Annotated in this window: 9 protein-coding genes; 4 read left to right on the top strand and 5 right to left on the bottom strand. The window is 62.7% G+C overall.

All coding sequences use genetic code 11. The features are described from left to right. Positions 1 to 2: 2 nt before the first annotated feature. Positions 3 to 1,178: a glycosyl transferase family 1 gene (locus RFM41_RS12300; protein ID WP_320249454.1), complete on the bottom strand. Its 1,176-nt coding sequence runs from the start codon at positions 1,176 to 1,178 to the stop codon at positions 3 to 5. Between the two features lie 412 nt (positions 1,179 to 1,590). Between RFM41_RS12300 and RFM41_RS12295 the strand changes: the two genes are divergently transcribed. The 4 genes from RFM41_RS12295 (at position 1,591) to RFM41_RS12280 (ending at position 6,760) form a co-directional block, all read left to right on the top strand. Next, complete coding sequence (locus RFM41_RS12295) at positions 1,591 to 2,850, top strand: glycosyltransferase family 4 protein (RefSeq protein WP_320249457.1); 1,260 nt, start codon at positions 1,591 to 1,593, stop codon at positions 2,848 to 2,850. Between the two features lie 337 nt (positions 2,851 to 3,187). Beyond that, complete coding sequence (locus RFM41_RS12290; RefSeq protein WP_320249459.1) at positions 3,188 to 4,681, top strand: lipopolysaccharide biosynthesis protein; 1,494 nt, start codon at positions 3,188 to 3,190, stop codon at positions 4,679 to 4,681. Between the two features lie 162 nt (positions 4,682 to 4,843). Next, positions 4,844 to 5,866: a phosphoribosyltransferase gene (locus RFM41_RS12285; protein ID WP_320249462.1), complete on the top strand. Its 1,023-nt coding sequence runs from the start codon at positions 4,844 to 4,846 to the stop codon at positions 5,864 to 5,866. A gap of 99 nt (positions 5,867 to 5,965) precedes the next feature. Continuing rightward, complete coding sequence (locus tag RFM41_RS12280; RefSeq protein ID WP_320249465.1) at positions 5,966 to 6,760, top strand: family 16 glycosylhydrolase; 795 nt, start codon at positions 5,966 to 5,968, stop codon at positions 6,758 to 6,760. A gap of 28 nt (positions 6,761 to 6,788) precedes the next feature. Here the strand turns inward: RFM41_RS12280 and RFM41_RS12275 are convergent, their stop codons facing one another. From RFM41_RS12275 to RFM41_RS12260, 4 genes are all read right to left on the bottom strand, one after another. Further along, the gene (locus RFM41_RS12275; protein WP_320249468.1) at positions 6,789 to 7,868 is read right to left on the bottom strand and encodes a glycosyltransferase; all 1,080 of its coding nucleotides are present in this window, start codon (positions 7,866 to 7,868) and stop codon (positions 6,789 to 6,791) included. Positions 7,869 to 7,917: 49 nt separating this feature from the next. Next, positions 7,918 to 9,138, bottom strand: coding sequence for a glycosyltransferase family 2 protein (locus RFM41_RS12270; RefSeq protein ID WP_320249470.1), 1,221 nt, complete (start codon positions 9,136 to 9,138; stop codon positions 7,918 to 7,920). A gap of 93 nt (positions 9,139 to 9,231) precedes the next feature. Next, positions 9,232 to 9,675, bottom strand: a complete 444-nt coding sequence (locus RFM41_RS12265; RefSeq protein ID WP_320249473.1) for a hypothetical protein — start codon at positions 9,673 to 9,675, stop codon at positions 9,232 to 9,234. A gap of 11 nt (positions 9,676 to 9,686) precedes the next feature. Continuing rightward, positions 9,687 to 11,135 carry a GMC oxidoreductase gene (locus RFM41_RS12260; protein WP_320249474.1) on the bottom strand — a complete coding sequence of 483 codons (1,449 nt, stop codon included), beginning with the start codon at positions 11,133 to 11,135 and terminating at the stop codon, positions 9,687 to 9,689. Positions 11,136 to 11,333: the final 198 nt, after the last annotated feature.

The following is an 11,333-nucleotide window of genomic DNA, read 5'->3' as shown; positions in this document are numbered from 1 at the left end:
CATCACGCCGCGGCCTCCGCCGTCGCAAAATTTGAAGGCAGGGCTGCGAGGCCGCGCAACTTTTCAACGAAAGCCGCGCAGTCGCTGCGATCGTAGCTCCAGGTCCGCGGATTGCGCGCCAACACCCGCGACTTCAGGCCGCGATATCGATCCTGGTCCATCCGGCCGAGCATCGCCTCGAGGCTTTCAGGCGTCGCCTCAGACAGGAGCACGCCGATATCCTGCCGCTTCAGGAACCGGCCGGTTTCGGTGTCGGCCATCGAGATCGGCACGGCGCCGAAGCGGCAGCCCTCATAGAGGCGGTTGGGAAGCAGCCATTCGGAATTCTGGCCGGCTTCGAAGAAATCGATCGCCCAGGAGAAATGCACTTGCCCGTAGATGGCCGCCATGTCCTCCGGGTTGCGGTAAGGGCCGCCGAACGAAAGCCACGGCTCGGCTTCGACGAAACCGTGAAAGTCCGGAAACTCGGACAGCGCCGGACGGCCCCTGAGCACGACCTCGAAACGCCCCGCCTGCCGGCGGGTGAAATCGGCCAGCAGCTCCAGCGAGCGGCGGCAGCGCAGCGCGCCGAACCAGCCGATGCGCCAGGGCGGCGTCGCCGGGCTGTCGTCCTCGAAAGAACGCGCGGCGACAACGGATGTCGCCTCGAAATATTTGTTCTCGATCAGCTCGACGGGCGCGCCGACCTGCCCAAAGGGCTCGAAATAATTGGCGATGAAGGCCGGCGAGCTCGTCACCAGAAGCTTCACGTCGCGGGCGAGATGACGCTCGGCGCCGCGCAGCGTCTTGCCGACGAAATCATCGCGCAGCACCAGACGATGGATATCGAGGCATTCATAGACGATCGGCACGTTTGCCCCGAGCGCGCCATTGGCGCGGCGGGCCAGCGCCAGCATTTCGAGGTTGCGGGCAATGATGAGATCGGGCGCGGGCATCGCGCCCAGCTTCGCGCCGATCGACATGGCTGCCTTGGCGACCGCGCCGAGGCGTTGCGCGAATCGGCCGTCGCGCGTCGCGCCGAGGTCGACAGGCTCGACACCCTCGACCTCGCCGACCGGGCTGGTGGTGCGGCGGAAGCCCGCCAGGGTGACCCCGGCGCCGCCTGCCTTGAGCATCTGAACCCGCCGGCGCACCGCCGGATCGGATACGTCATGCACAAGGTACAAGACATGCAGCATGTAACTCGACCGCTGTTGGGCCCACCCATCAGGGATGCTAGTACAGCTTTTGCTGCATCGCAACATTTTTGGTGCGGCGAAGCAAATTCCCACCCCTCCGCGCTGCGTTGCACAATCTTTCAGCAGGAGGCCCAGATCGGTCCCGGTCGTGGCGCACGCGACGATCCTGGACACGGATCGGGCCGAGGCACGATCGGGCCGGGCGATAAGCGCCTGCTAAAATATTATGTTGCAGTGCAGTAGGAAATAGTTTTAATTTGGTAAACGTAAAGTAGGCTTTCAGACCTGAGCGTTGGGGACCGCCACCTGCACTTTGTTGCGGAGTGGAAGTGCATGGTTGTAATGACTTTGCGCTGCCGGCAGGTTTTGCGAAGACTCCCCATGCCGCTGGTTTGCACGGGCGGGCTATGACATGGGCAAGTCTCTTCGCGTTGCCGTCTATGACGACCGGTATCCGACAAGTTTCGTCACGCCGCGCTCGTCCAGACATACAATGGTGCGCAAGCGTTTTCTGCCATTCAACCTTGTCTCGACGAAACTGGAAGGCATCACGCTGATCGAGCCCGACCGTTCCGTCGACCTCGTGCACGCCTTCAACCGCATACCGCTCAATTCCTCCAAGTTCATCATTTCATTCGAGTCCCATCTGCCGCGCCAGTTCGCCCTTCGCAGGAATGGTCGAATGGCGACCTACATGCGATCGAGGATCGCCGGCCATGCCTGCCGCCGCATCATTGCGCTGTCGCATTTTGCCCGCAGATGTTTCCTGAGCCAGCATGCCGACTACCCGGATGCCGGCCTGCTTGCCGACAAGCTGATCGTGCGCCATCCCAGCATCGTCATTCCCGCCGTCGAGGACGCCATGGTGAACGACAGCGCCGAAGAACTCATCCTGACCTTCGTCGGGGCTCATTTCGGCCGCAAGGGCGGCTGCGTGGCGGTCAAGATCGCGGAAAAGGCGATGGAACAGAACCTGCCCATCCGGATAAACATCGTTTCGAGCCTGCAGGTGGGTGGCCATATATGGACCGATCCGACGAGCCCGGGCTTCTTCGACCCCTACATCAAGCTGCTCGGCCTGAAGAACGTCCGGCACCACGGCGCGCTGCCCAACGATGCGGTGCGGCAATTGCTGCGCAATTCGCATTTCGGCATTCTTGCCACGTTCGGCGACACTTTCGGCTATTCGGCGCTGGAATCCATGTCGGAGCACACACCGGTTCTCGGAACGAAGATCTGCGCCTTGCCGGAATTCCTCGAGGATGGCGTCAACGGGATTTCCCTGCCGGTCAAGCTGAACGACGTCGGCGACTGGTGGAGCCCGGGGTATGACTTCCGCGGCGATGCGGACTACGCGCGATATTTCCGCGATGAGGTCGAGCGCCTCGCCACCGAGGCCGTCGCACGGCTGACCGTCTATATTGGACAGCCAAATCTGATGGCGCCGCTTCGGCGCGAGGCCCGCCGCACCGCGGAGACCATGTTCGCGTCGGGCCCTGCGGGCGAATTTCTCGACGCGCTTTACGACCGTGTGGCAATGGAGCGGAGCAGCGATCCTGCGCAGCTCGATTCTGCGCTCGACACTTCCTCCCCTCTATTCCTGCCGCACGCCTCAAGTCCGCAGGGCACCGCGATTCAATCGCCCGACGCGCCGGTCTCTTCGGCGGCTTGAGCACCGGTGCCGCCTAAAGCGCGTCGCAATCTTTCAGATTCGCTCCCTGCGCTTAAAGTTTTTGATTTTACGCATGTCTTTATCCGAAACCGGTTCCCACTTTCGGGAGACATGCTTTGAGGACGACAAACGATCCTCGCAGGAAGACGTCCCGATGGACCAAGTGCCATTGCCTTTTCACAAATCGTAAAAATTTGCTGCATTGCAACAATCTTGATGCGGCGTCGCAAAAATTGCCATATCCTTGATGCACGCTTGATGCTGGACGGGGGCATTTCGGTACTCAACGACGGTCAGGTTCACGGACCCGACTGTGCGAAAGTCAGGAATCCTGAATTTGCAAGCCAGTGCATTCGATCCACCTGAGGGCTCTCTGCGCAAATCGGTCGGACGCGGCGCGGTCGTCACCGCGATCGCGCAAGGCGTGCGGGTGGCGACGCAGATCATCTCCGTCATCGTGCTGTCGCGCTTGTTGTCGCCGCAGGATTTCGGCGTCGTGGCGATGTGCGCGCCGGTGCTTGCCTTCATCGCGTTGTTCCAGGATTTTGGCCTGACCCAGGCGACGATCCAGAAGAGCGGCATCCGCCACGAAGAGGTCAATTACCTGTTCTGGATCAACGTGGCGGTGAGCACGCTGCTTGCCTGCCTGCTCGCGGCTTCGGCGCCGCTGGTCGCCACCTTCTATGGCGAGCCGCGCGTGACAGGCCTCGTCGCCGCCTTCGGCCTGCAAATCATAGCCTATGGCCTGGGAGCCCAGCATGTGGCGCTGTTGACGCGCCGCATGGAGTTCACGCGGCTGGCCGTCATCGACATCGCCAGCGCCGTCGTCGGCGTCGCCGTCTCGATCGTCTGGACCTTCATCGATCGCTCCTATTGGGCGCTGTTCGCGGGCACGCTGGCAAGCGCAGTGTTGCCGACACTGTGCTATTGGTACTCCTCGCGCTGGCGCCCGGGCCTGCCGCGCAAGGTCGACGGCATCGGCGCGCTGATCAATTTCGGCGCCGGCATCACCGGCTTCAACTTCGCCAATTTCTTTGCCCGCAACCTCGACAACGTGCTGATCGGCAAATACTGGGGCGAGGCGCAGCTCGGCCTCTATGACCGCGCCTACAAGCTTCTACTTTTCCCGCTCAGCCAGATCACCAACCCGCTGGCGAAGGTGATGGTGCCGGCGCTGTCGCGGCTGAAGGACGAGCCGGACCGCTACCGCAGCGCCTATCTGCGCGTCATGCCGCTGATCCTTCTGGTGGCGCTTCCGGGTGTCGCCTTCGCCGCCGCCATGTCGGACACACTCATTCCCTTCGTGCTCGGCGAGCAGTGGCGGGGAAGCGCGCCGATCTTCCTGGCGCTGGGCTTTGCGGGCCTGCTGCAGCCGCTCAACAACCCGGCTGGATGGCTGTTCGTAAGCCAGGGCCGTTCAGGCGACTTCATGCGCTGGGGCATCGTCACCGCCGTGACCTCGGTGCTGGCCTTTGCCATCGGCCTTCCCTACGGCGCGCTCGGCGTGGCGGTCGCCTATGCGGTCAGCGAATATCTGAGGACGCCTTTCCTGTGGCTCTATGTGGGAAAGACCGGACCGCTACAGGCAAGCCATGTGCTTCACGCGGCACTGCCTTTCGTGCTTGGCGCGCATCTGGCATTCGGCGTGGTCTGGCTCGCCAAACCGTTGCTGCAGGCGCCGCCCGTCGTCGCGCTGGCCGGGGGTGCTGCGCTCTCCTATGCCGTCACCATCGTCGTCGCGCTTGCCTTCGGCGCGGGCCGCGAAGCGCTTCGCGAGGCGTTGCGGCTGATCCCGGCAAGAGGGATTCTCGCAGCGTCCAGAGCCGGGTGATTTCAGGCCGATTCGACCTGGAATCATCGGGCTCTAAATCAAAGAGATCGAGCATGACGTCCTTCGAAACAACCGCTTCACACTTTCCGGCATCATGCTCAGGCGGGGCGGGATGAGACCACACGGCCCGCGACACGCCGATCTCAGAACAGGAACGACCGCATGAACTATCGATCGATTTCGGACATGAACGACGCGATCGTGCGCAACCTGCATCGGTTGCCGCGCGACATCGACCTGGTCGTCGGCGTGCCGAGGAGCGGCATCCTCGCCGCGACGCTGGTCAGCCTGACCGCGAACATCCCGATGACCGACCTCGACAGCTTCCTGGCAGGCCGAATCTATACGTCCGGCATCACGAAACGCTGGGCGGGCCTGGACCGGCAGGCCTCCGACATGCGCAAGATCCTGGTGATCGACGACAGCATCATCGGCGGCACCGCCATGCGCGATGCGCGCGAAAAGGTCGCGGCCAGCGGCATCGAGGGGGATTTCATCTTCGCCGCCGTGTTCGGGCTGTCGCTGCAGCATGAGGAGACCGACATGGTCTTCGAGGCCGTGCCGCATCCGAGGATGTTCCAGTGGAATTTCATGCACCATGTCTTCCTCGAGCAATGCTGCGTCGACATTGACGGCGTGCTTTGCCTCGACCCGACCGAGGAGGAAAACGACGACGGCCCGGCCTACGAGAAATTCCTCGCCGAGGCGCGGCCGCTGCTCGGGCCGACCCGCAAGATCGGCTGGCTGGTGACGAGCCGCCTGGAAAAATACCGCAAGCTGACCGAGGCATGGCTCGCCAGCCACGACGTCAAATACGATCACCTCATCATGCTCGACCTGCCGAACAAGGCCGAGCGGCAGCGGCTCGGCGCGCACGGCAGCTTCAAGGCCGAGTTCTACCGCAAGTCGGACGCCATCCTGTTCATCGAGAGCGAGCACCAGCAGGCGCTGAGGATCGCGGAGCTCTCGGGCAAGCCGGTGCTGTGCGTCGAAACCAACGTCGTGAGCTACCCCGATGCGCTGTCGCTGCCCGCGCTCGAGCAGGCCGCCCGCAACCTTCCGACACGCCTGAGACAGGTCAATTCTCCCGGCGGACGCAAGGCCGTCGCCAAGAAAATGGCCCGGCTGCTGCTTGGCGAGCGCGGTTATGAGTCGGTCAAGAGCCGGGTCAGACGGCCGGCCTGACCACGTCAACCGAGGGCACCTCTTCATGCAAGCTCAGTCCAATCGAGAATGAACGCCCCCGAGCCCATCGGCGACCGGGGCTGTAATCGGAGATCGGCTATGGACATCACACGCAGAGAGTTACTGGTACCGCTTTGCGCTTCCGTGGCAATGCCGCTGCTAGCGGGACGCGCCTTTGCCCAAACCGCTGCCGAGCAAGGGGCAAAGCCCGCCCTCGGCCCGCTTCCCGACTGGTCGAAGGTCAAGCTCCAGCTCTGGAAATACGACAATCCGTTCGTTCCCTCGCAATGGAACGAACCCAAGCTCGGCGGCTATGGCTGGAAAGGCGAAAACGTCAAGGTCGTAGGCGGCGAGCTTCAGCTGACCGTCAGCGAGAAGGCCTCGGCACAGGTCATCACCGGCGGCAAGTCGGATTCCTCGTCGGCACGCTGGGAAGTGGACGTCACGTTGCCGAAGATGAGGCCAGGGCTCATCGCCGCCCCGCTCTGGACGTTCAACGACAAGGCCCATGAAGAAATCGACTTCGAAATCGTCGGCACGAAAGGGCTTCAGCTTACCGTCTGGGCGAGCGTGAACAACCAGCACAAGAGCGTCTGGGTCAAATGGATCGAGCTCGGGGATCTATCCGGCAAGCGCTACCGGCTCGGCATCGAATATGAAGCGGGCAAGCGTGTGACCTTCCTGGTCAACGGGAAAGAAGCCGCTGTCGTGACGCCCGCCGATACGGCCGGCGGCGCCTTTCCGAACAATCCAATGAGGCCCTATTTCGACCTATGGGTCGCGGCGGGAACCGTGATGGACCCACGCTGGGCCGGCCAATGGGAGCCGATGGCGCCCACCGACAAGCTGGTCATGACCATTCACGGCTACAAGCGAACCGACCTCGGCTCGTGAGGCTGGCTCTCACAAGCCGTTTGAATTGCTAAGCCGCCCTGCGGGCGCCCTGCCGAGCGGCTTTCTCGAGCAGATCGAGAAATACCACCAACTGCCGCGCGGGATCGAGCTCGGGGCGCTTGGCGAAAGCGAGGGCCGCAGCCGAAAGCCGTTCATATTCCTGGCGATCGTTCCACAAGCGCTTCACCGCCGAAGCCCAATCGGCAAGCGGGGCATCGTAGTCGAGCACGACGCCGCCAGGACCGATGGCTTCGGGCAGGCCGCCACGCCTCGAGCCGACGACAGGGATGCCGCTGCAATGCGCCTCGGATGCGACACGGCCCCAGGCCTCCTCCCATTTGCTCGGGGCGAGCAGGATTTTGGTGCGGCCATAGACCGTCTTCATGTCGTTGGTGCGGTTTTCCAGCGTGACGTTCGCGAGCGGCGCGATGGTCTTCTCGACGCGGGCGCGATGGTCGTCGTCCAGCTTCCAGCTCTCCACGAACAGGAACGGAATCTCCGGACAGGCAGCCGCAATCCTGACCGCCAGATCGAAACCCTTCTCCTCATAGGGATTGATCATCGTGACGAATTCGCCGGTCGTGTGCGTGCAGTAGAGGGCGTCGTTGATGGTCGGCGGAAGCACGATGGATTCGATGCCGAACTTTTCCTTGTAGGTGCGCGCGGTGAATTCCGAATTGGCGATGTACAAAGCCGAATTGAGCTCACGCGGATCGCCGGCAAGCTCGTGGAATTCGACATTGTGGAGATAGACGACCAGCGGCACGCCTTCGGCCATAAGCGCCTTTCCGAGCAGGACGGATTTGTGGCACTGCACGACGGCGACGTCGGGTCTGGTCTTCTCGACGGCGAAGCCTGCGGCCTCCCAGGGAAACCAGGCCCGCATCACCGGGTAGCCGGGGAAATTGTCGACGACCGCAGGCTGCCGCAGCAGCTTCATCTTGGCGCGTGCCTTGAAGCCGAACACGCCGTCGCCGAACAGCGAGGCGAGGACCGACGCCTGGTGACCATGCTCGATCAACTGCTCGACAAGGTGGTGGGTGTTGGACTGCACGCCTCCGGTGAACTCGGGAATGTATCCGTTGCCGCTTGCAAAAAGCACTTTCATCGTTCTGCTCCTAATTCGGCCCGGGCGAGCATCCGCAAGCCACGGCGCATCAGCTTGCGCTGCGCGCCAATTGAAGCTTCGACGTCATCGCTTGGCCCAACCGCCCAAGCGAGACGGAAAGCGACAGCGTCGAATAGTCCCGCAACAGCTTCGAAGCCGGGATCACCTTTCCCGCCTTCAGGTCCCGCGCCAGGTAATGCGGGAAGGAATGCATGTATTCCCTGACGATGTCGGCCTTCAGCGGGCCCGACTTCCATGCCTTCACCGCAGTGACGAATTCGTCGGCGGGAGCGGTAGCCAGGCCCGTGTCGTAGGCTTCGAAGGTGCGCCGCACGATGGCGCGTTCCTTGTCGCTGAGCGACGTCTTTCCGGCCCGTTCGGCAAGCTGGGCGTAACGGCGGATGTCTTCGGCCGCGTGGTGCCATAGGCCTTTCCTGGCCATGATGCTCGAACGCTGCAGCAATGCCTGCATCTCGAGATCGGCCGTCTTCGGCAAGACCTGCTCCGAGCGGTCGAGATATTCGTGCAGATCGACCGACTTGTGGATCTCTTCCATGATCACGCGGTCGTACGAGCCCCAGGCCTTTATCCGGTCGGTATAGGAAATCACAACCTTGGTGCTGCCGCGAACCATGTCGTGCTGGCGCTGGAAGAACATCAGGCCGTCGACCCTGACGCCCTTGAACCGGCGCGCGAGCCTCAGCATCATCTCATAGTCCTGCGACCGGACCAGGGTCTCGTTGAAGCCTCCAACCTCATCATAGCACTTGCGGCGCACCAGGAGACCCGGCTGGTGGACATGGCAATATTCGAGATGGGACGGGAAGAAATTGTCCCGGGTGACATGGCCGAAGGCGACGATCTCGTAATCCTGCTCCTCGATCTGGGCCGAGCGCTGGAACCGCGCATATTCGCCGAAAGCGAAATCAGCGTCCGGTTCCCGCTGGAAAGTGGCGAGAAACCGCTCCAGCGCCGTCGGGTGCGCGACATCGTCGTCGTCGAATATCCAGACGAAATCGCCCGTGCAGCGCTTCAGGGCGAAGTTCAGCGCCGTGGACTTGCCGCCATTGTCCTTGCGGTGATATTCCACCGGCGCAGGGAACGAGGCCGCCACCGCGCCGGTATCGTCCGTCGAGCCGTCATCCACGATGAGTATCTGATCCGGCATCACGGTCTGCCGCAGCAAGCTGCCGATGGATTCGGGCAGGAATTTCTCGCGGTTGAAGGTGGGGACGATGACGGTGACCGTCGGTTTGCGCTGCGCAGCCATTGGCGACCTCATGCTAGAGCAATTCCAGGAAAAGCGTGAGACGGTTTTCCGTCCGGAATTGCGTGAAAACAAAGAGCTTCTGTTCCGCCTGCCTTACGCATTCTGCGGTTCCAAATTGGCGAAGGGATTGGTGCATGGATGCCAGCCGGTGAAGCGGATCGGATCGTCGGGTGAGCTGCGCCAGGCGTAATCGGTGAGCATATGGAACTCGGCGACGACCCAGCGGTCGAAATGGCGGAGTTCGCGCCGCTTGCCATGCGGCAGCAGCTCGCGCGCCTTGCCGAGCTTCACCGTTTCGGCCAGCGTCACCACGTCCGCCACCTTGGCGCTCGGGAATATCCAGGGATTGCGGTTCTGGAACTCGAGCACGAATTGCTGCAGGTGCTCGACGCGCATGTTGAGCGGGCCGAAATATTTTTCCAGCGTGACGCGAACCAGGTCCTCGTCCGAGAAGGACGAGACGGCAGCTGCCGCGATGCCGGTGGAGGCAATTCCGCCGGCGACGATGGCCAGTGCGGTACGGCGCGTGATCTTCATCGTGCTCTCCTTCATGCCGCCAGCTTGCCCGCAGCCCGTAGCGAGAGCGCAGCCGCGGTCAGGCTCGGATTGGCGCAGGAACAACTCGGATAGCTGCTGGTGCCGACGACCACGAGGTTCCTGAGCTGGTGATGGATCATGTCCCGGTCGATCACGGAATCGGCCAGGCCCGTGCCCATGCGCAGCGTGCCCTGCACATGCGATTCGGTCGGCCGTATGCCGCGATCGAAAATCCGCTCGACCGGCAGCGGCTTGAGCAGTTCCGGCAGCCTTTCCAGCGCTTTCGCCATGCCCTTGGTCGCGTAGTCCGACGCGCCCTTGAAGCTCACGAAAGCGTTGTCGTCCTTGTCAAGGACAACGCGGTTTTCCGGGTCGAGCAGGTTCTCGGTGACGACGACCAGCGGCAGCACCTGGCGCAGCCGGCCCTTCTCGGCGCGCATGCCGTGCTGCCAGCGGTTCTCGAAATAGACGAGCGCCGCCGCGTGTTCGGCGCGATGCGGCCCGTCATAGAGGCCGAAATTCAGGCCGGTGGTGATGGTTGAGCCGTCGAAATTGTCGACACCGCCGAGATAGACCTCGTAATTCCAGCCATAGGATTCGTGCAGGCCCAGGCCGACGAACTCGCCGCCAAGTCCGGAGCGCAGCATGATCGCCGGGCTCTGTATGGCATTGGCCCCGAGGATGAAGAGATCGCCGCTGACCGAATATTCCTTGTCGTCCCGCACGAATGCGACGGAGCGGACCGCGCCGCCCACATGGTCGAACCGGCGCACCTCGGCGCCCAGGCAGACCGAGACGTCCGGATGCTGGAAGACATGCATCAGGCCGTTGTTGACGGTGAACTTGGCGTCGGCCGGGCATAGCCAGCATCTGAGATTGGCGCAGCATGAGGCGCGCTGCGAGGTCGCCACGCGCGCCCGGGCGGTCGGCATGACGAAGTGCTGGTCCGGCTGCGCAGCCTTCATCATGCGGTCGGGCGTCGACATGCGATGCGGCGGCTGCGGAAACGGCCGCGAGCGCGGCAGCATCCGCGCCATGTCCGGATCGCCGGAGATCGACATGATCTCCTCGGCGTCGCCGTAGAACGGCTCGAGCTCGTCATAGCTGATCGGCCAGTCATTGCCGACGCCATAGGTGCTCTTCAGCTTGAAGTCGTTGGGATGGAAACGCGGCGTCTGCGCGAACCAGCAATTGGTGCCGCCGCCAAGACCGATCGTGTAGTTCCACGGCTTGTCGGCATTGTCGGTCTTGTAGGTGCTTTCGTCGTCGATGTCGGTGTTGGCGTTCTGGCTGAGCTGCCACTCATGCGTGTTGTGGCGGCCCCATTCGAGCACCAGGACGCGGGCTTTGCGCCGCTTCAGAAACTCGTGCAGGAAGAAGGACGATCCGAAGCCGGATCCGATGACGACGAGATCGAAGTGCTCGCTGGCGATTTGTTCGGGCCGAACGTCGAGCACCATCAGATCGAACCCTCCTGCTTCACGCGCATGGTCATTGTCGGCCTCGTCGTTCGCGGCTGCAGCTCTTCTTGAGACTTGAGGACATCGTCACGCCGCCATCCTGCCGATCGAGAAATATTCGATGCCGTAGCGGGCGATCACCTTGGGGTCGTAGAGGTTGCGGCCGTCGAAGATGACCGGCGTCGCCAGCGCGTCCTT

Origin of the sequence: Mesorhizobium vachelliae (assembly GCF_033977325.1) — a bacterium.
GTDB lineage: Bacteria > Pseudomonadota > Alphaproteobacteria > Rhizobiales > Rhizobiaceae > Mesorhizobium > Mesorhizobium vachelliae.
This window is presented reverse-complemented; position numbering and strand designations above follow the sequence as displayed.

Coding starts and splice junctions, on each gene's coding strand:
- RFM41_RS12270 (WP_320249470.1), bottom strand. CDS start 9,138: ATGGCTGCGCAGCGCAAACCGACGGTCACCGTCATCGTCCCCACCTTC.
- RFM41_RS12285 (WP_320249462.1), top strand. CDS start 4,844: ATGAACTATCGATCGATTTCGGACATGAACGACGCGATCGTGCGCAAC.
- RFM41_RS12280 (WP_320249465.1), top strand. CDS start 5,966: ATGGACATCACACGCAGAGAGTTACTGGTACCGCTTTGCGCTTCCGTG.
- RFM41_RS12295 (WP_320249457.1), top strand. CDS start 1,591: ATGGGCAAGTCTCTTCGCGTTGCCGTCTATGACGACCGGTATCCGACA.
- RFM41_RS12265 (WP_320249473.1), bottom strand. CDS start 9,675: ATGAAGATCACGCGCCGTACCGCACTGGCCATCGTCGCCGGCGGAATT.
- RFM41_RS12275 (WP_320249468.1), bottom strand. CDS start 7,868: ATGAAAGTGCTTTTTGCAAGCGGCAACGGATACATTCCCGAGTTCACC.
- RFM41_RS12260 (WP_320249474.1), bottom strand. CDS start 11,135: ATGGTGCTCGACGTTCGGCCCGAACAAATCGCCAGCGAGCACTTCGAT.
- RFM41_RS12300 (WP_320249454.1), bottom strand. CDS start 1,178: ATGCTGCATGTCTTGTACCTTGTGCATGACGTATCCGATCCGGCGGTG.